This is a genomic window from Terrisphaera buseokensis, assembly GCF_047521145.2.
Taxonomy (GTDB): Bacteria; Verrucomicrobiota; Verrucomicrobiia; order Opitutales; family Opitutaceae; genus ER46.
Window position 1 is genome coordinate 595100 of sequence record NZ_CM134186.1, and the last position, 19394, is coordinate 614493.

The 19394-nt window shown below is 66.3% G+C and carries 13 protein-coding genes; 6 read left to right on the forward strand and 7 right to left on the reverse strand.

The genetic code is table 11. From position 1 onward, the window contains the following. Positions 1–72: 72 nt before the first annotated feature. Positions 73–1683: a peptide ABC transporter substrate-binding protein gene (locus ACLJEU_RS02250; RefSeq protein ID WP_414664716.1), complete on the reverse strand. Its 1611-nt coding sequence runs from the start codon at positions 1681–1683 to the stop codon at positions 73–75. Between the two features lie 85 nt (positions 1684–1768). Here ACLJEU_RS02250 and ACLJEU_RS02255 point away from each other — a divergent pair, with 85 nt between their 5' ends. The 4 genes from ACLJEU_RS02255 to ACLJEU_RS02270 all read left to right on the forward strand — a co-directional run bounded on the left by ACLJEU_RS02255 (position 1769) and on the right by ACLJEU_RS02270 (position 7349). Beyond that, complete coding sequence (locus tag ACLJEU_RS02255) at positions 1769–2308, forward strand: RNA polymerase sigma factor (RefSeq protein WP_414664717.1); 540 nt, start codon at positions 1769–1771, stop codon at positions 2306–2308. Positions 2309–2321: 13 nt separating this feature from the next. Next, the gene (locus tag ACLJEU_RS02260) at positions 2322–4892 is read left to right on the forward strand and encodes a YfbK domain-containing protein (protein WP_414664718.1); all 2571 of its coding nucleotides are present in this window, start codon (positions 2322–2324) and stop codon (positions 4890–4892) included. A gap of 153 nt (positions 4893–5045) precedes the next feature. After that, positions 5046–6566, forward strand: coding sequence for a TonB family protein (locus ACLJEU_RS02265; protein WP_414664719.1), 1521 nt, complete (start codon positions 5046–5048; stop codon positions 6564–6566). A gap of 3 nt (positions 6567–6569) precedes the next feature. Then, on the forward strand, positions 6570–7349 hold the full coding sequence (locus ACLJEU_RS02270) for a hypothetical protein (protein ID WP_414664720.1): 780 nt from the start codon (positions 6570–6572) through the stop codon (positions 7347–7349). A gap of 115 nt (positions 7350–7464) precedes the next feature. On the opposite strand, the gene ACLJEU_RS02275 is transcribed toward ACLJEU_RS02270, so the two are convergent. After that, positions 7465–8520 (reverse strand): NHL domain-containing protein, encoded by a 1056-nt coding sequence (locus tag ACLJEU_RS02275; RefSeq protein ID WP_414664721.1) that lies wholly within the window; start codon positions 8518–8520, stop codon positions 7465–7467. Positions 8521–8779: 259 nt separating this feature from the next. Between ACLJEU_RS02275 and ACLJEU_RS02280 the strand changes: the two genes are divergently transcribed. Beyond that, on the forward strand, positions 8780–9205 hold the full coding sequence (locus tag ACLJEU_RS02280) for a Dabb family protein (RefSeq protein WP_414664722.1): 426 nt from the start codon (positions 8780–8782) through the stop codon (positions 9203–9205). A 306-nt stretch (positions 9206–9511) separates the two neighbouring features. Here ACLJEU_RS02280 and ACLJEU_RS02285 read toward each other — a convergent pair whose 3' ends face one another. From ACLJEU_RS02285 to ACLJEU_RS02305, 5 genes are all read right to left on the reverse strand, one after another. After that, on the reverse strand, positions 9512–10537 hold the full coding sequence (locus tag ACLJEU_RS02285) for an ABC transporter ATP-binding protein (protein WP_414664723.1): 1026 nt from the start codon (positions 10535–10537) through the stop codon (positions 9512–9514). Then, positions 10537–11508 (reverse strand): ABC transporter ATP-binding protein, encoded by a 972-nt coding sequence (locus ACLJEU_RS02290; RefSeq protein WP_414664750.1) that lies wholly within the window; start codon positions 11506–11508, stop codon positions 10537–10539. The genes ACLJEU_RS02285 and ACLJEU_RS02290 overlap by 1 nt, the downstream gene beginning before the upstream one ends. Positions 11509–11576: 68 nt before the next feature. After that, positions 11577–13631 (reverse strand): ABC transporter substrate-binding protein, encoded by a 2055-nt coding sequence (locus tag ACLJEU_RS02295; RefSeq protein WP_414664724.1) that lies wholly within the window; start codon positions 13629–13631, stop codon positions 11577–11579. A 243-nt stretch (positions 13632–13874) separates the two neighbouring features. Continuing rightward, complete coding sequence (locus ACLJEU_RS02300) at positions 13875–14954, reverse strand: ABC transporter permease subunit (RefSeq protein ID WP_414664725.1); 1080 nt, start codon at positions 14952–14954, stop codon at positions 13875–13877. Positions 14955–14961: 7 nt separating this feature from the next. Continuing rightward, a complete protein-coding gene (locus ACLJEU_RS02305; protein WP_414664726.1) occupies positions 14962–15984 on the reverse strand; it encodes an ABC transporter permease in 1023 nt (340 codons plus the stop codon). Between the two features lie 252 nt (positions 15985–16236). Here ACLJEU_RS02305 and ACLJEU_RS02310 point away from each other — a divergent pair, with 252 nt between their 5' ends. Continuing rightward, positions 16237–19116, forward strand: coding sequence for a M16 family metallopeptidase (locus ACLJEU_RS02310; RefSeq protein ID WP_414664727.1), 2880 nt, complete (start codon positions 16237–16239; stop codon positions 19114–19116). Positions 19117–19394: the final 278 nt, after the last annotated feature.

The window sequence follows — 19394 nt, forward strand, 5'->3', positions numbered from 1 at the left end:
GGGACCGCGACCGCCCCCGGTCGCTCCCCGATGATGGCGACCGGGGGCGGTCGCGGTCCCGCGCACAAAAACCTACGGCTTCAGCTGCACGATCTGAAACCGCCGGAAGATCAGCGGCGCGGGCTCCCAGCCCTGCACCGCGGGATGCACGAGGAACGTCTGCGCGCCGAAATACAGGGGCGCGATCGGCGAGGCCTCGAGCAGCAGGGTTTCCGCCTGCTGGAGCAATTCGTAGCGTTGCTTCGGATCGGCCGTGGCCGCGGCGGTGTCGATGAGCCGTTCGTAGTAAGCGTCCTTCCAGCCGGTCCAATTGTACGCGCTGTTCGCCGTGAAGAGTCCGAGAAACGTGACGGGATCCGGAAAGTCCGCCGTCCACGCGCCCGTCGAGATGCCGTAGTTCTGGGTCTGCTGGTTCTGGATCCAGGTCTTCTGTTCGACCTGCGAAATCGTCGTGCGGAATCCCAGGTCGCGCTGCCACATCGCCTGCAACGCCTCGGCCACGCGCGGCATGATCTCGTCGTTGCGCGCCTGAATATCGATCACGGGCAGGCCCTTGCCGTCGGGAAATCCCGCGGCCGCCAGCAGGGTCTTCGCTTCGCTTACGTTGAGAGCGACCCGCGCGCGTGCGGTGTAACCGCCCGTGCCGGGCGGCGTGAGCGCGGTCGCCGGCGCGCGGCTGCCCTGCAGCACGCTCTGCGCGAGCGCATCGCGATCGATCACGAGTGACAAGGCGCGTCGCACGCGGGGATCGTTGAGCGGCGGGCGCGCGGTGTTGAAGCGCAGGAAATTGGCCTGGAGCGTAGGGTCGACGCGCAGCCGGGCAGGCTCCTGCTTCCGCCAGGCGGCGATTTTCGTCACGGGCAGGTTGAAAGTGACGTGCAGCTGGCCGGCGCGGAAGTCGCGTTCCTCGACATCGGGATTCTCGATCGGAAAAAAGATTACATGCTCGAGTTGGTTCGTGGCGGCGTCGCGATGGCGCGGGTTCTTGTCGGCGACGATCCGCGCGTTGGGCTTCCACTCGCTGAGCATGAACGCGCCGTTGCTCACGAGATTGCCCGGGCGCGTCCACGCCGTGCCGCGTTTGTCCATCGCGCCGAGTTTAGCGAGCACGCGCGGGTTCACGGGAAACCACGCGGGCATCGACACCAGCGCGGGCAGGTATGGCGTGGGGCGCTCGAGGGTAAGGACGAGCGTGCGGGCGTCGGGGGCCTTGAAGCCGACCGACGCCAGGTCCGTCGTTTTCTTCGCGTTGTAGGCCTCGGCGTTTTTCAGCGCGAACAGGTACCAGGCGTTGTCGGCGGCAAATTCCGGCGTGAGCAGCCGGCGCCACGACTGGACGAAATCGTCGGCGGTCAGGGCGTCGCCATTCGACCACTGCAAGCCCTCGCGCAAACGAAACGTCCACACGAGACCGTCCGCCGACGCGCTCCACGTTTCCGCCGCGGCGGGAAGCGGCTGTGTGGTCTTTTCATCGAGCAGCGTGAGGCCTTCGAACAGCGTGTTGACGATGATCTGATCGCTCAGAATCGACGCCAGATGCGGGTCGAGATCGCCGGGTTCGGCGGCGTTGCCGACGAGCAGCGTGTGGGTGCGTACGCCCGCGGCGGCGGGCGTTTCGCGCTTCGCGCAGCCGGCAATTAGAGCCGCGAATAGTCCGAGGGTGGCGCAAAACAGGATCCGCATGGCAGTTAACGAAACCGCGGCTGGCCGCGGGTGCAAAAATGTTTTCTAAGAATCGGGGTCCTGGTGCGTTTAACCCCGTAGCCCCATGTTCACCTCGCCCCCGAACTCCCGGGCCGACGTCCACGAAAACTCCGGTTTTCTGGAACGCACGTTTGCGGAGCACAGCGCGCCGTTGACCCGGTACGCGACGCGGTTGCTGGGCGATCCGGACCGGGCGCGGGACGTCGTGCAGGACACGTTTGTCAAACTCATGGCGCAATCGCCCGCGGCGATCAACGGCCACGCGGTCGAATGGCTTTTCACGGTGTGCCGGCATCGCGCGCTGGACGTCATGCGCAAGGACGGCCGGCTGAAACGTTTCGAGGAAGGCCAGGTCGAGCGTGTCACCGCCAACGATCCGCGCCCGGGCTCTTCGCTCGAACAGGCGGAGACGCACGCGCTGGTTTTGAGCATGATCGAACAGCTGCCGCCGAACCAGCAGGAGGTCGTGCGGCTCAAGTTTCAAAATGGATTCAGCTACAAGGAAATCTCCCGAATCACCGCGCTGTCGGTGACCAACGTGGGCTTCCTGATTCACACCGCGGTCGCACGCCTGCGCGCGGACTATGCCGCCCGGCGGCCGTAAGGAGACTGCACCGATGAACGACCCGCGTTTCTCGCCCGACGACCCGAAACTCACTGCCTACGCCCTCGGCGAGCTCAGTGGTGATGAACGCGCGGCCGTGGAGACGGTGCTGCGACAGCGACCGGAACTACGCGCGGTCGTCGACGACATCCGCGCCACCATCTCCCTGCTCGAAGCGGCGCTGGCCGATGAAGCGGCGGCGTCGGCGACCGATCCGAGAACGGCGGTCAACGGTTCGCCGGGCGGGGTGAATGGGCATGCTGCCGCGGTGCCGCCGGCCCGGCCGCGACGGCGTTCGGCTCCGCGCACAGCCGACGAACCGGCCGAACTCCCGCGGACGGAGATCGATTATTCATTCCCGCGCACCGGCGCGAAGTTGATCCGGTTTCCGCAGTTCTACTACCTGGCCGCCGGTCTTGCCGCCGCGTGCTTCGCTGTGCTGGTCGCGTTGCGCGAACCGCCCGTGGTCGTGCCAACGCCGGAGGCCGAGCGCGCAGTGTGGCGCGAAATCGCCCTGGCACCGCCGGCCGCGGTACCCGTTGCATTGCCCGGGATCGAAACTGCCGCGCCGGCGACGTCCGATGTCCGCCTCGCCGGCGCCGGCTCCGCTGACGAGCGCCGGATCGAAGATCCCGCTGGACCGCGACCGCCCCCGGTCGCCTCCGACCCGTCGCAACCGTCATCGCCCCCCGTCCGCTTCCTCGATCCCGATCTTTCCCTGCTCGCGCAGACGCGCCCCGAGCGCGCCCCGGGATCAAACGTTGCCGCCGCTGAGCCGCTCGCGCCGGCGTCCACTTCCGAAGTCACTTCGCGGCCCGCACCCACGACGAAAATCACGTTGAACGCCACCGCGCCGACGCCGGCAGGCCAGACGGTGGGCGTCACCATGGTCAGCTCGATCGGTCCCGGCGCGACGACACTCGCCACGACCACGACGGTGACCGCCACGCCGGGCACGAGCGAAGTGGTCACGCTCTCGGCCTTCGTGGTGGCGGAGGATCGCGGCCACGGTTTCGCGACCGCGGGCGGCTCCGCGCGCGAATCGAGCGGGCGGCGCGGATCGGTGGAGCGCGACGCCCTGCCGACGGCGCCGCCGGGCGCGAAGTTCGGGCGCAACGTCGAGGCGTATTCGTATATTCGCGACAACGATTTCCTCACGGTCGCGCAGAACCAGCTGTCGACCTTCTCGATCGACGTCGACACCGCCAGCTACGCGAACGTCCGCCGGATTCTCGCGCACGGTTCGCCGCCGCCGCGTGACGCGGTGCGGATCGAGGAACTGCTCAATTATTTCCCCTACCGCTACGCCGCGCCGAAAGGTGCCGATCCTTTCACGGCGTCGCTCGAGGTCGCCGTCGCCCCCTGGGCGCCGAAGCACAAGCTCGTGCGGATCGGACTCAAGGCGCGCGAGCTGAACACCGCGCAACGGCCCGCCGCCAACCTCGTGTTTCTCCTCGATGTCTCCGGCTCGATGGATCAACCGAACAAACTGCCCCTCGTGAAGCAGTCGCTGCAGCTGCTGATCGGGAAGCTGCGGGCGGATGATCGCGTGGCGATTGTCACCTACGCCGGCAGCTCGGGGCTCGCGCTGGCGTCGACGCCCGTCGCGCGTTCCCGCGAGATCCTCAACGCCCTCGACGCGCTCACGCCCGGCGGCTCGACGAACGGTGCGATGGGCATCCAGCTCGCCTACGACATTGCGAAGGCGAACTTCGCGCCGAACGGGATCAATCGCGTCATTCTCTGCACCGACGGCGACTTCAACGTCGGCACCACCAGCGAGGGCGAGCTCGTCCGCCTGATCGAGGAGAAAGCCGGCTCGGGCGTGTTCCTCACCGTGCTTGGTTTTGGCATGGGCAACTACAAGGACGCGACGCTCGAGAAACTCGCGGGCAAGGGCAATGGCAACTACGGTTACATCGACACCCGGCGCGAGGCCGAGAAGCTGCTCGTCGAGCAGGTCAGCAGCACGCTCGTGACCGTGGCCAAGGACGTGAAGGTCCAGGTCGAATTCAACCCGGCGCGCGTGCACAGTTACCGCTTGATCGGCTACGAGAACCGGCTGCTGAAGAAGGAGGACTTCAACGACGACAAAGTGGACGCCGGCGAACTGGGCGCGGGTGATGCGGTGACGGCGCTCTACGAAATCGTGCCGGTCGGAGCCGAGGACAAGGCGGCGGCCGTGGCGCCGGTCGAGGCGTTGAAGTATGCGGCGGCGGCGCGGGGCGCGGTGAGTTCGCGACTTGAACTGCCCGCGGGCGGACGCGAGCCGTCGGCCGATGAACTGCTCACGGTCAAGGTGCGCTACAAGAAACCCGACAGCCTGATCAGCTGGCCGCGCGCGCTCGATTTCGTGCTGGTGGATGCGCCGACGCCCTTCGCGCGGGCGAGCGCCGATTTTCGCTTCGCCGCCGCCGTCGCGCAATTTGGCATGATCCTTCGCGGATCGCCGCATCGCGGCACGGCGACGATGGCCGATGTCGGCACCTGGGCCGCCGCGGCGTCCACGCCGCAGGACGATCCCGGCGGTTACCGCGGCGAGTTCATCGAGCTGGTGCGCAAGGCGCAGACGATGATGGAGTGAGCAGGGAGGAGAGTTGAGAGCTGAGGGTTTTGAGTTGAGAGCTCGAGCCGTTGACCGCCCGACGGGGCGCCTGGGCCGCAGGGTCAGGTGAGCGATCGCATCCGATTTTCTGTGCGATCTTCGCGCCCGCGGGTGCTATGGGGTGAACCTGCCATGAACGACGATGCCGAACTGCTCCACCGCTACGCCGAGGAAGGCGCGAACGATGCGTTCGCCGAGCTCGTGCGCCGGCATGTGAACCTCGTCTATTCGGCGGCGCTGCGGCAGCTCAACGGTGACGCTCATCTCGCGGCCGATGCGACGCAGCTCGTATTCACGGATCTGGCACGCAAGGCCGCGTCCCTGACGGGGCACCGCGTGCTCGCCGGCTGGCTGTTCACGAGCACGCGGTTCACGACGGCGAAGCTCGTCCGCGGCGAGCGCCGGCGTCACGCGCGCGAAGAGGCCGCCCACCTTATGGAAGAACTCAACCGTGATCCGGGTGGCGCGCTCGACTGGGCGCGCGTGCGGCCGGTGCTGGACGACGTGCTGGGGGAACTGGGTGAAGCGGATCGCGAGGCGATCCTGCTGCGGTTTTTCGAGGGGCGGGATTTCGCCGGCGTGGGCGCACGGCTCAACGTGAGCGACAACACCGCGCGGATGCGGGTGGAGCGAGCCCTCGACAAGCTGCGGGCGCTGCTCGAGCGGCGCGGCGTCAAGTCGACGACTGCGGCGCTGGCTGTGACGCTCGCGCATCAGGCGGTCGTGGCGGCGCCGGCGGGTTTGGCCGCCAGCGTAACGGGCGCGGCACTCGCTGGCGGCGCGGCCGTCGGGGCGATCGCCACCGCCGGAAGTGTGGCGGCGTGGATGAATTTTATGAGCATCACCAAACTTCAAATTGGAATCGGCAGCGCGCTGGCCGTGGCGGGGGCGACGGGCTACATCGTGCAGGCAAACTCCCAGGCTGCGTTGCAGGCCGAGCTGGCGACGCTGCGAGGCCAGCACACGGCGACGGTGGCGCTGGAGCAGGAGAACTTTCAACTGGCACGCACGGTGGCGGAGGTCGCGGCCCTGCAACCTGACGATGCAGCCGGGGCGGCACTGCGCGTGGAGGCGTCCGCGTTGCAGAAGAGACTGCAGGCGCTGGCCGCGTTGCCGGTGGCCCGACCGGTCACGGCCCGGCAGAGTGCCGTGGCCGGCGAGGTATTCGAAGTCCGGAGACTGGACCGGACGCCGAAGCCCGAGTTTCAGGCGCGACCGATGTATCCTGCCGAGCTGCGCAAGGCCGGCGTCGAGGGCAAGGTCGTGGTCGAGTTTGTCGTCGACAGCACGGGCGCGGTGCAAAACGCGAAGGCCGTCAGCTCGTCGCAGATCGAATTCGAAGCCGCCGCGGTCGAGGCCGTCAGCCAGTGGAAATTTCAACCCGGTGAGAAAGGCGGCCAGGCGGTGAATACCCAAATGCAGATTCCGATCGTCTTCACGGTGGCGAAACCGCCGGGTACGAGCGTCACTGAAACTCGCCCCGCGGAGGTGAAGTCGGCGGCATCGCCTTCCGCTTCCGCGCCGGGCGTCCCGAGCCGCGTGGTGCTGAGTCCGTTCACCGTCCAGACCAATGGAAACGCGGCAACCTCCACTCCGGTCGCGACTGCGAACCCGCCCGCCGCCAAGCCGATTCCGCCGGCGCCGTGGTTCTGACCCATGACCTCTGCAACGGGATGGTTCGCCGTGGGTGCAGTCGCGGTGATCGGTGGCGCGCTGCTCGCGTGGCAGCAGCTGCAAACGGTGTCGGTTGAAACGGAACTCGCGCCGCTGCGCGTCCAAGCTGGCGAGTTATCCCGGATCCAAGCGGAGAATGAACGGCTGCGGCGCAGTCAGCTGCCGCCGGCCGAAGTGGAAGCCCTGCGGGCCGAACGCGCGGAGGCCGATCGGTTGCGCAGCGACGTGGCAGGCTTGCGATCGCAGATCGAGGCGGCGGAGCGAACCTTGGCTGACGGCTCGCGCCGTCCGGTCCGATTTGGCGTCGGTTCATTCGTGCCGGCGGCGGAGTGGCGGAACGCCGGTGCGGCGACGCCCATCGCGGCGCTGGAGTCGGTGCTCTGGGCGGCGGCGGGCGGCGATGTGGATGCGTTTGCCGCGCTGCTGATGATCGAGACGGGCAAGACCCTGCCGGCGGCGCGGGCTTTGCTGGCGACGCTGCCCGAGGCGATGCGCGCCCAGTACGGCACGCCGGAACGACTCATCGCGTTTCTCGCCATCAAGGATGTGCCGCTGGGCGCGGCGAGCGTGCGGCGATGGAGCACGGATCCGGCGGACCGGATTGCGCAGACGTCGGTGATACTCGAGGCCACCGATGGAAAAAAGAAGGAGGCGAACCTGGCCTTCGTCCGTCAGGGTGAAACGTGGAAGCTCGTCGTAATGGAAGGCGTCGTCGCGAAGTACGCGGCTCAGCTGAAAGGCGAGCCGACGGCGGCGCGATAGAGGGCGGATGCGCTGCCACTCGCTGGCGCTCGTAGCCACCCCGGAGCCGTACGGGGTCCCGGAGCCGTACGGGGTCAGGCTGTTGCGTGTTTCGTCCCAAAACCGGTTGCTCCCGTCACCGTACGATCTTCAGGATCCGGTTGTTGTAGCTATCGGTGATGTAGAGCGTGCCGTCGCGATGCACCGTCACGCCGTGCGGGCGATTCAGCTCGCACTGTTCGGGCGGACCGTCGAGGCCGGCGGTGCCTTTTTTGCCGGTGCCGGCGACGCGGAGAATTTTTCCCGTGTCGGGCACGAAGCGACGAATCAGATGGTTCTCGGCGTCGGCGATGAGGACGGTGCCGTCGCGATCGATGCACAGGTGTTTCGGCCCGCTCATCGTGGCGGCGCGGGCGTCGCCGCCGTCGCCGTCCGCGCCCTTCTTGCCGGAGGCGTTCACGACGGTGCGGATCGTGCCGTCGCGATTCACGACGCGGAGGGCGTGGCCGTTGCGCTCGAGAATGTAGAGATTGCCTTGGCGATCGAGGGCCGCCGCGCGGGGATCGACGAGCGGAGCCTCGAGCGCCTTGGCGCCATCGACGGGGACGCCCTTCTGGCCGTTGCCGGCGACGACGCGGGACCGGCCGGTTTTCAAATCCAGGACGTGAACCTGCCGCAGATCGGCGATGACGAGCTGGGTGCCGGTGGGATCGAGCGTGATGCAATAGGGGCCGGCGCTCCGTGCGCGATCGGCGGGCACCGTGAAGCCCGGCACGCTGCTGACGGTGCCCGTGCTCATTGCGACGCGCCGCACGCGGCCGTTCCACGTATCGCCAATCAGGATATCGCCCTCCGGCAGCGCGACGAGATTGTGCGGGCCGTTGAACCGCGCGGCCAACGCCGGTCCGCCGTCACCGGCATCGCCGGGTGCGGGCTGGCCGGCGACATGAGTGAGTAGGCCGCGTGCATCCACTTTCAGGAGACGGTTGCCGGACACCATCTCGACGATGAAGAGGTTGCCGGCGGCGTCGAAGTCCACGCCGAAGGGTTCGAGCAGGCGCGCCTGGAGGGCGGGGATGCCGGTCCGGGCGTCGGTGCCGCCCGCGACGAGGACGATTTTTTCGGCCCGCAGCGGCGCGGTGAGACAGAGGAGGGCGGGGAGGAGGGAACGCAGCAGGATTCGGAGCGACATGAGGCGTGGGGATTGGCCCGAGGTTCGGGCGAAGGCGGGCCGACGACAAGCGTTCGTGGTGGGGCGGACTTTTGCATCTTTCGGGACGTTGCTTGACCACGCCCGAGGGCGCACACGAGGCGCGCCCCGACAAGGCCCGGGCGGCCATGCGTCCAGTTAGCGTTGACATGGCCCGGGGAAAATCAGCAATCCGGCGCGACGGTTCTGCGACTCAACGTGAGCCGCGAACGGCGTCATATTCCCACCCGGACATCCTCCCATGAAGAAATACCTGTTCACCCTGATTTCAGTTGGTTTGATCACGCTCGGCACCACCACGGCCTTTGCCCAGGCCGACAAGAAAGAGAAACGCGCCAAGAAAAAGGAAGCGGCTGCCCAGGTCAGCGAGACGGCGCCGAAAACGCTGATCCACGTCGTGACCGTCGCCTGGAAGGAAGGCACCACGCCGGAGCAGATCAAAGCCGCGCTCGACGGCGTGCAAAAGCTGCCGGCCGCGTTCCCGGGCATCACGCGGGTCTGGACCAAGACGGTGAAGGCGCAGGGCGGCAAGGCCAACGCCATCGTGATGGAATTTGCGAGCGAGCAGGCGTTGAAGGAATACGCCGGCAGTCCCGCGCAGATGGAATGGTACAAGGTGTACGAAGGTATCCGCGAATCGAGCACGACGTTCGACATCACGAACTGAGGCGTCGGTGAAGTTGAGAGCTGAGAGTTGAGAGTTGAGCGAAAGGGCAGCCTCAAGCTCGTTTGTGATACCAATCGCTCCTTGCTTTTGAACTTCTGGATCGATCGTGGCTACGAGCGCCAGCGAGTGGCTGTTCGGCCACTCGCTGGCGCTCGTAGCCACAGCTAAAGTCCAAAGGCAAAGAGCGATTGGTGTGAGACGTTCATGTAGGCGGTCCCGCAATCGGCGGGATCGCCCGCGTTTCCAGGAGCGCAGGCGTCCCGCCTGCTTTGATGCAATGCCGGCCGGAGGCCGGCGCTCCTAGTTTCAGGCCAGCCGCGTCGGCACGGCGTCGGGCGCCAGATCGTAGTGGCATGCAACCGTGTGACCGGCCGCGCAGGGCGCGGGACGCAGGAGCGGCGTTTCACTTCGACAGCGATCGGTGGCGAACGGACAGCGGGGATGAAACGCGCAGCCGTTCGGCGGATCGATCGGCGAAGGCACGTCGCCCTGCAGCACGATGCGCTGGCGCTGCCGGTTCGGATGCGGGCGCGGAATCGCCGACAGCAGCGCGCGCGTGTACGGGTGGAGCGGCGTCCGATAGATGGCGTCGGCGTCAGCCAGCTCGACAATCCGGCCGAGGTACATGATGGCGACGCGATCGGAGACGTGCTTCACGACCGCGAGATTGTGCGCGATGAACAGGTACGTGAGCCCGAGTTCGCGCTGCAAATCCAGCAGCAGGTTGATCACCTGGCTTTGGATCGAGACGTCGAGCGCCGACACCGGCTCGTCGCACACCACCACGCGGGGATTGAGCGCGAGGGCGCGGGCGATGCCGATGCGTTGACGCTGTCCGCCGGAAAATTCGAACGGATAGCGATCGGCGGCGGCGGCCGGCAGGCCGACTTTCTCGAGCAGCGCGCGCACGCTGGCGCGACGGCTCGCGGCGTCACCGATGCCGTGGATCGCGAACGGCTCGCCGACGATCTCGCCGACGGTGTGCCGGGCGTTGAGCGACTCGACCGGGTCCTGAAAGACCATCTGCAGGTGCCGGCGATGGGGCTTGAGCGCGCGTTGCGAGAGCCGCGCGAGGTCGGTGCCCTCGAACACAATTTCCCCCGCCGTGGGCTGGTGCAGCCGGACGATGCACTTGCCGAGCGTGGATTTGCCGCAGCCGGATTCGCCCACGAGACCGAGCGTCTCGCCGGGCTGCAGCGTGAGTGAGACGCCGTCGACCGCCTTGCACACGCGCCGCGACCGCAACAGCAGGCCTTCGCGGACGGGAAAATGCATGCGAACGTCGCGCAATTCCAGCAACGATGGCGGGATGGTGGCAGAGGACGCGGACATCAGCGGGCGGGGAGTTCGCGCCAGCGGTGGCACGCTGTCGAGTGGCCGGCGGTGACCGTCTCGAGGGGCGGTTGGGTGGCGCAGCGATCGATGCGATACGGACAGCGATTTTGAAAACGGCAGCCGGCCGGCAGATCCTTGAGTCCGGGCACCATGCCGTCGATGACCTTGAGCCGGGACTTGCGCTCGTTTTCCAGCACCGGGATCGAATCGAGCAGCCCGCGCGTATAAGGATGGGCAGGACGCGAGAAGATGTCCTGCACCGGTCCCTGCTCCGCGATCCGGCCGGCGTACATCACGACGACGTCGTTGCAGGTCTCGGCGATCACACCGAGGTCGTGCGTGATGAGAATGATCGCGAGGCCGAGATCGCGTTGCAGGCCCTGCATCAGTTCGAGAATTTGCGCCTGGATGGTAACGTCCAGCGCGGTCGTGGGTTCGTCGGCGATCACGACCGACGGCTCGCAGGCGAGCGCCATGGCGATGACGATGCGCTGGCGCATGCCGCCGGAGAGCTGGTGCGGATATTCGCTCATCCGCACGTCGGGCGCGGGGATGCCGACCTTGCGCAGCATCTCGGTCCCTCGTCGCCACGCCTCAGCCGGGTCGCGCGTGCGATGCAACAAAAAGACTTCGCTCAGCTGCCGGCCGATCGTGTGTACGGGATTCAGCGCCGTCATCGGCTCCTGAAAGATCATGCCGATTCGGCCACCACGGATTTTCTGCATTTCCTCGATCGGCAGCGTGACGAGATCGCGGCCTTCGAACTGGATGCTGCCCGCGAGAATGTGGCCCATCGGTTGGGGCAGCAGCCGCATGATGGAGAACGCGGTCACGCTTTTGCCGCAGCCCGACTCACCGACGATCCCGAGCGTGCGGCCGCGGTGAACCTGGAAGCTCACGCCGTCGACCGCGACGAGCCGGCCGTCGTCGGTGTCGAACGCCGTGACGAGACCCTGCACGTCGAGCACGACCTCGGGGGCGGCGACCGGCCCGCCGTTGCGGTCCGGCGGGAAACCAGGCTGGGGCGAACCGTTGCTCACCGGGCCTTGTATTGCTCGAAGGACTTGATCTCCGGCGGGAATTTTTCGCCACGGCGGCGCTTGGCGAGGACGTCCTCCTTGATCTTCGGATCGATGGAAAACAGGAAGTACTGGAGCGCGTTCAGGCTGATCATGGCATTGAAGTCTTCCGGCCAGCGCACCCAGCGCCAGTAACTCAGGCGATAGAGCGGCAGCGACCAGCCCGGCACCCACGCGGCGTCGTCGTAAACCATCTGCTCGATCTGGGCGGCGAGGGGTTTCAGTTCATCGAGCGTCGTGGTCGCGTCGTAGGCCTCAATCAGGCGATCGAGTTCGGGGATGAACGTCATCGTCATGTTGTTCGTCTGCACGCGCGGCTGCTGCGGTTTCGGGTTGGCCTTGCCTTGGGCCGCCTTCTCCACGGGCTTGCCGTCGGCACCGAGGTAGGCGTCGGCGTAGGCGTTGGCACCGTGGTAGAAATCCCAGTACCGCGGAAAAAGTTCGGGCGTGCGGGACAGCGCGACGAGCGCGATCTGGTGGGACTTCTCCTGCACGTTTTTCCAGCCGGTCGACTGGTCGAGCACTTCGAGGTTGAGTTCGAGGCCCGCCTTCGACGCCTCGCTCTTGAGGATTGTCATGACATCGCGGATGTCCGGCCGGTAGGTCGACAGCGTGAACGAGAGCCGCTGGCCGGCGGCGTTCTGCAGGATGCCGTCCGGCCCCTGCTGCGTGTAGCCGGCCTTCGCAAAATACTCGCGGGCCTTCACCGGGTCGAACGGACGCGCCGTGAGGGTCGGGTGCATGCGCCACGAATAGCCATCCGACCGCGTGTCCATCTGCACGGCGTCGCCGCGGTAATATTGTTCGGCGACGCGCTTGAAGTTGGCGGCGTGCTGGATGCCGAGGCGGATGTCGCGGTTGTCGAGCGTTGGCTTCGAGCGGTTGATCCAGAGACCCCAGTCGGGCTGGGGCACGCGATTGTAGAAGCGCGCCTTCGCGAGGTAGCCGGCGGCCACATCCGGATGCGTGTCGGGCAGCAGATCGTACCAGTATTTCGGTGACGACGTCATCGGCAGGAAGAAATCGAGATCGCCGCGGACGTAGGACTCGAAGGCCTTGTCGAGGTCGCGGATGACGGTCAGCCGGATCCGATCGGGGTTGTAGCGGCCGCGCCAGAAGGGCAGGTCGCGGGCCCACCAGTCCTTCACGCGGGTGAGCGTGACGCCGCGGCCCTTGTCGATGTCCTCCGCCCGCAGGGTGTAGGCGCCGAGCGTGGGCAACACGCGCCACTGGTATTTCTCAAGATAGTCGGGGCCGAAGTCGGCCATGGCGTGCTTGGGAAACAGATACGTGCCCTGGCTGGCGCGGACGAGGAAGTCGGGCCGCACCTCGCGCATGGTCAGCGCGTAGGTCTGGCGATCGTAGATCGTGACCTTCTCCCACGTCTTGGTGTGAAAGTCGTTGTACCACGGCTCGCGGATGTGCGGGGACCGCATCAGGTAGAGCGTGAACACGACGTCGTCGGTCGTGGCGGGCTGCCCGTCGGACCAGCGTGCGCGTTCGTCGATGCGGAAGTAGACCGTGCGCGTCGCCGGATCGGACGCCCACTCCTTCGCGAAGCCGGGGTGCACCTTGCCGGGGAAGTTGGGATGCTCGACGGCGGGATAGACTTCAACGTAGTCCCAGAGGAACTGGCGGATGCCGCCGGTGGCGTCGGGTCCGATCACGCGGGTGGTGCGCGGAAAGTCCTGGATGTAGTAGTTGAAGGTGCCGCCCTTGTTCGCCTTCGGGTCGGCGTACTCCGGCAGGTCGGAACCGTTTTCCCATTTCAGGGTGGCGGGGAGATCGGCGGCGGTCTTGAAGACGTAGAACTCTTTTTCCTTCGCGAGCGTGGCGGCGAGATCGGCGGCCATCGGGCCGGTCGCGGCGGATTTCGCCGTCGGGGCCGTGGAGGCGGCGGGCGTGCTGCTGCTGGTGCTGCCGGCGGCGGCCGGTTCCTTGCCGCCGCAGCCGGCGAGCAGGGTCGCGACGAGACCGAGGCAGAGCGGGAGGGTCGTGCGAAGGAAGGTCATGAAAGGGAGTTTTGGGGAAAGCGGAGTTTCGGCAACGTGCGCCGGTCGAAAGGCATTTCGTTCAACCTGGAAACAGCAGTTGAACCACAGAGGCACAAAAGCACAGAGGAGAAAAATAACGAAGCGGATGAACCCAGAGTAAGCCCTGGGGGGGATTTCCTTTCGTCAGACGTTCTTTGCTCACGCGGTTTTCTCCGTGGCCTCTGTGCCTTTGTGGTTCAATTTCCACTGCGGAATAGGGGTTCAATGATACGTTGTGAATTTCTTGGGATCGAAGGCCTCGCGGACGGCCTCGCCGATGAAGGTGACGAGCACGAGCACCGTTACGAGGGCGCTGAAGGCGGAGGCGACGATCCAGGGTGCGTTCAGGTTCGAGGTGCCCTGCCGCAGCAGTTCGCCCCAGCTGGGCGTCGGGGGCGGCAGGCCGTAGCCGAGGAAGTCGAGGGCGGTGAGGGCCGAGATCGCACTCGCGACCGTGAACGGCGCAAACGTGACCAGCGTCGAGAGCACGTTGGGCAGCACATGCGTGAAGATGATTCGCGCCGGACTCGCGCCCAGCACCTGGGCGGCGTGCACGTAGTCGCGGGCCTTTTCGCGATAGGTGTTCGTGCGCATGTAATAGGTGATGCCGGTCCACGAGAACATCACGACGATGGCCAGCAGCCACCCGAGGTTCATCCCGCCGTGGGCGGACACGATCGACGCGACGATGATGACCACGAAGAGGAAGGGCACGAGCGACCAGATTTCGATCAACCGCTGTCCGACAAGATCCAGCCAGCCGCCGAAGTAGCCCATCGCGCAGCCGAGCGACACGCCCACGAGATAGGTCAATACGATGAACGAGCTGGCGAAGATCAGGGCGTTGCGGAAACCGTACACGAGCCGCGCGAGGACGTCGCGGTTGAGCTGATCGGTGCCGAGAAAATGCCGGCCCGCGAAATCCGGCGGGCGCGGACGGTAGAACTCATTGGGGAAAGCGTTTTCCAGCGGGCTATACGGGACCAGTGGCAGCAGCACGAAGTTGCCCTTCGCCGGATCACGCGCGAAGGCCGCCTTGAGTTCCCGATAGTTCGCCTCGTAGTCGTAACCAAGGCCGAACTCATTGCCGCGGTGAATGCCGCCGTAGGTTGGAAAATACCAGCGGCCCTCGTGGCGCACGATCAGCGCGCGGCTGTTGACCAGCAGCTCGGCGGCGAGCGACAGGATGATGAGGACGATCAGGATCCAGAACGACGCGTGGCCCCGGCGAATCGCCCGGAAGCGCCGCAGTTTTTTCGCGGTCAGCGGATTCAGGCGGGGGCGGTGAAACGACAGGGCCATGGCCGGGTCACTTGAACCGCACGCGCGGATCGATCAGCGCGACGAGGATGTCGGAGAGAATGTTGCCGAGCAGCAGCACCAGCGAGGAGATGACGAGCACGCCCATCACCGTCGGGTAGTCGCGATCGAAGATCGACGAGAGGCCGAGCAGCCCCATGCCATTGATGTCGAAGATGAATTCGACCAGGAAGGACCCGGTCACGAGCAGCGACAGGTGCTGGCCGAAATGCGTCGCGATCGGGATCAGGGAATTGCGCAGCGCGTGCTTGAGCACGGCGGCGCGGAACGACACTCCCTTGGACACCGCGGTGCGCACGAAGTCGGCGGCGAGACTGTCCATCAGGTGATTCTTCATGAGCAGCGTCACGAAGGCGAAGCTGCCGATGACGTAACAGAGCAGCGGCAGCGCGGCGTGGTGGGCGAGATCGCCGACGCGACCCCAGAAGCCGAGGTCGGCAAAGCGTTCGCTGACGAAGCCGCCCATGGGAAACCACTCGAGCCGAGCGCCGAGAAACACCACGAGGATGGCGCCGAGCGCGTAACCGGGCACGGCGTAGCCGACGAACACGAGGACGGAGGTCGCGTTGTCGAAGAACGTCCGGTGCCGCATCGCCTTCGCGATGCCGAGCGGCACGCAGATGCCGTAGATCAGGACGAGCGTGATCCCGCCGTAGAGCAGGGAGACCGGGATGCGTTCACGGATGATGTGCAGCACGGGTTCGTTGAAACGGTACGACATGCCGAGATCGCCGCGCACAACCTTGCCGAGCCACGTCAGGTAGGCGGAGAAGACGGGCTGATCGAAACCGTAGTAGGCCTTGAGCGCCTTGAGTTGCTCCTCGGAAATCGCGCCGCGGCTGATGTCGCTGCGGCCGCCGCTGTCACCGCCGCCCGCGCCCATGCGCGCTTCCATGATGGCGCGTTCGACGGGACCGCCGGGGACGATGCGGGTGATGCCGAACACCAGCAGCGTCACGCCGAGCAATGTCGGTACAATCAGAAGAAAACGTCGTATGAAGTAATCCCGCACAGGGAGGAAACGAGAAGGAGCCCCCAATCCGGACGATGCCCGGGCCGGGGGCAAGCGTTTGTGGTCGCCGCGGGCCGAAGTCGAGGGGCAATGGCGGTGCCCGGAGCGAACAGGAGCGCGGGCGTCCCGCCTGCCTGCACTCCCGGAGCAGCGCAGCACGCGGGTCGTAGACGAGTTGGCCAGGCGCCTGAGCCGCGCGCCCGCACGCGGGAGTTGAACTTGCGGCGACTTCGCGCAGGTTCTCCCGCGCGCATGGTCTCGCCTTCCCCTTTTCCCGCCTGGCGTCTGTGGCTCGGACTCATCGTGACGGTGGTGACGTCGTCCTTGGTCCATGCGGCGCGTGCCCCGGAGACGATCGGCGCGCGCTCGGGCAAGTGGGCGCACGAGGTGCCGAAGAGTGTGACGCCGGATCCGCGCGTGACCTGGGGCCGGCTCGACAACGGGTTTCGCTACGCGCTGCTCCCGCACGCGGGCGTCCCCGGACGCGTTGCGTTGCAACTGGTCGTGCTGGCCGGCTCGCTCGACGAGCGGCCGGACGAGCTCGGCATTGCGCACTACACCGAGCACATGGCGTTCGGCGGCTCGAAGCATTTCAGGGCCGAGGACATGGTCGCGCTGTTCCAGCGGCTCGGCGTGGAGTACGGCAGCGATGTCAACGCGAGCACGACGTTCGATTACACCGCGTACCGGCTCGATTTCCGGGAGAACGACGCCGCGTTGCTGCGCGAAGGCCTGCGGCTGTTTCGCGATTTCGGCGACGGCGTGGCGTTCGAGCCGGCGATCGTGGAACGCGAGCGGCGCGTCGTCCTCGCCGAGCTGCGCAACCGCAACACGCTTTCCGGCCAGCAGCAGCAGGCGTCGATGCCGGTCGTGTTTCGCGGACTCCAGTTTCCGTTGCGCTCGCCGGGCGGCTCCGAGGCGCAGATCGCGTCGTTCACGCGGGAGAAGTTTCTCGAGTTTTACCGGCGGAACTATCGCTCCGATCTCATGATCCTCGTCGGCGTGGGCGATTTCCAGGCACCGGCGATGACTGCGCTCGTGCGGGAGATTTTCGGTGACATGGCGCGACCCGTGGAACCGATTCCGGCGCGCGACGAAGGCCGCCTGGACGCAAAGGCGTTGCGGGCGGGCGTGTTTCAGATCGGCGGCGTCGGGTCGGCTTCGACCGAGGCGTCCTCCGTGATCGCGTTGCCCGTGCGGCCCGACACGCGCGAGACGCACATTGAGCGGCAACGGCGTCAGTTTGTGATGGACGTGTTTGCCGAGCGGCTGCGCACCGATGCGGTGGGCAAGGCGTCGGAGGCGACCTACGATGAACTGCTCGGGCACGGCGTCGCGACGGCCTCTATGGCGGTCCCAAGCTCCGAGTGGAAGCAGGGCGTGTTGTCGCTCGACCAGCTCGTGCGGCTCACGCTGGAACGCGGGCTCGATCAGGAGGACATCGAGACGCTCAAGCGCCGCCAGCTGAAGATGGCGAGCCACATGCTTGATCAGATTCCCACGCTGGATCCCGGCGCGCTGTGCGAGGCGCTGACGGAATCGGTCACGGCGCACACGGTGTTCGAGGGTTTCGATCAGCGGTTCACGTGGATGCGCGAGTGGCTCGAGCGGTTTACGCCGGCGGAGGCGCAGCAGGTGTTTCGGACGCTGTGGGCGCCCGCGACGATGGCGTTTCACGTTTCCGGGGGCGTCGACATGGAGCTCACCGGCGAGAAGGTGCTCGAGGCGCTGCAGAAGCAGCGGCGCACGGGCATCGCCAACGTGATGCCGCGGCAGAAACGCGACACGCCGTTCACGCTGCCGAAATTCCAGGCGCCGAGCCCGGTGGTGGAACGGCGTGAGTTGAAGGAACTCGGCGCGAAGCTCATTCGGTTCGGCAACAACGTGCGGCTGAATTTTGTGTCGAACCGGCAGGAGCCGGGACTCGTGCACGCCGTCGTGCGGGTGGGCACCGGCATCCTCGAGATGCCGGGCAACAAGCCGGCGTTGAAGGAATTCGGGCTCAATACCCTGCTCGCGAGCGGCGCGGTGCATTTCCGGCCGGAGCAGTTGAACGCGTTGATCGAAGAGCGCTTCATCGACTTCGGCTTCGATGTGGCGGATCGGGACGCGTTCTCGTTCCGCGGCATGATGGCGGTGGAGCAGCTCGAGCCGTTTCTCGGCATCGTGGCCGACGTGTTGAATGCACCGCAGTTCAACAGCTACGTGCATCAGGATCAGCGGATGCAGGCGGCCATGGGGCGCGCGTCCGGGAGTGTGGGGTTGCAGGATGGGATGCGCGCGCTCACCGATCACCTGTTCAAGGGCGATGCGCGTTTCACTTGGGGATCGCCGCTGGATTACATGTCGATGAGCGTGATCGACGTGAAACGCTGGATGGAGCCGTCGCTGGCGCGCGGCTATGTCGAGGTCACGATTGTCGGCGATCTGACGGAGGAGGTTGTGGTGCCGACGCTGTCGCGGACGATCGGGGCGTTGAAGCCGCGCGCGGAAAAAAAGACCACCGTCACGCCGCCGCTGCCGGTGAAGGTGACGGCCGATCCCGGGTACAAGCGGATCGAGTTTGTCGGCGAGCAGAACCTGGGATTGGTGGTCAGCACGTGGCCCGTGACGCAGACGCTGCACGTGCGCGATCAGGCAGCGCTGGAGCTGCTGGCGAAGATCCTCGAGATCCGGGTGCGCGGCGAAGTCCGCGAGAAGCTCGGCCTGGCCTATTCTCCCTCGGCTGAGTTCAGCCCGTATGATGGCTTTCCGGCGTTCGCGTTGCTGCGGGCGCAGATTGACTGCGCACCGACCGACACCGCGAAGGTGGCGCCGCTGATCAGCGGCATCGGGGCGGCCGTGGCAGCCAAAGGCGTGACCGAGGGCGAGTTCATCGGGGCCCGCGGCATCCTGAAAGGCCAGCTGCGGCAGGCGTTTCGCGAAAACAGCTTTCTGGTGAATATCCTCATGCGCGCGCAGGAGCGGCCGGAGGAAACGGACGAGATCATCGCGTTGCACGGCGGCCTGATGGATCACCTCACGCGCGACGACGTGAACGCCTGGGCGGCGAAGATCCTCGTGCCGGAGAACTGCCGTTCTGCGGCCATCGTGCCAAAGGCGTTCGTCGGGGTGTTCGAAGCGGGGCGGTGAGGAACGGGGGCAATCAGTTGCCCGCGAATCACGCGAAGGGACGCGAATCAACCCGCCTACATCGGCTGGCGATCACCTGATACCAATCGCTCTTTGCCTTTGGGCTTTAGCCGTGGCTACGAGCGCCAGCGAGTGGTCGTTCGGCCACTCGCTGGCGCTCGTAGCCACGATCGATCCAGAAGTCCCAAAGCCAGCAGCGATTGGTATGAGTGTGCAGTGAATCGCTGCATCCATGGGCGCGCCTGGCGTGCTGGCCGGTAGCGATGCTCGCTGACGCC

Excerpts from the sequence above, each read along its gene's own strand:
- ACLJEU_RS02280 (WP_414664722.1), top strand. The coding sequence starts at position 8,780 with ATGAAGAAATACCTGTTCACCCTGATTTCAGTTGGTTTGATCACGCTC.
- ACLJEU_RS02255 (WP_414664717.1), top strand. The coding sequence starts at position 1,769 with ATGTTCACCTCGCCCCCGAACTCCCGGGCCGACGTCCACGAAAACTCC.
- ACLJEU_RS02275 (WP_414664721.1), bottom strand. The coding sequence starts at position 8,520 with ATGTCGCTCCGAATCCTGCTGCGTTCCCTCCTCCCCGCCCTCCTCTGT.
- ACLJEU_RS02250 (WP_414664716.1), bottom strand. The coding sequence starts at position 1,683 with ATGCGGATCCTGTTTTGCGCCACCCTCGGACTATTCGCGGCTCTAATT.
- ACLJEU_RS02300 (WP_414664725.1), bottom strand. The coding sequence starts at position 14,954 with ATGGCCCTGTCGTTTCACCGCCCCCGCCTGAATCCGCTGACCGCGAAA.
- ACLJEU_RS02265 (WP_414664719.1), top strand. The coding sequence starts at position 5,046 with ATGAACGACGATGCCGAACTGCTCCACCGCTACGCCGAGGAAGGCGCG.
- ACLJEU_RS02260 (WP_414664718.1), top strand. The coding sequence starts at position 2,322 with ATGAACGACCCGCGTTTCTCGCCCGACGACCCGAAACTCACTGCCTAC.
- ACLJEU_RS02285 (WP_414664723.1), bottom strand. The coding sequence starts at position 10,537 with ATGTCCGCGTCCTCTGCCACCATCCCGCCATCGTTGCTGGAATTGCGC.
- ACLJEU_RS02270 (WP_414664720.1), top strand. The coding sequence starts at position 6,570 with ATGACCTCTGCAACGGGATGGTTCGCCGTGGGTGCAGTCGCGGTGATC.
- ACLJEU_RS02310 (WP_414664727.1), top strand. The coding sequence starts at position 16,237 with ATGGTCTCGCCTTCCCCTTTTCCCGCCTGGCGTCTGTGGCTCGGACTC.
- ACLJEU_RS02295 (WP_414664724.1), bottom strand. The coding sequence starts at position 13,631 with ATGACCTTCCTTCGCACGACCCTCCCGCTCTGCCTCGGTCTCGTCGCG.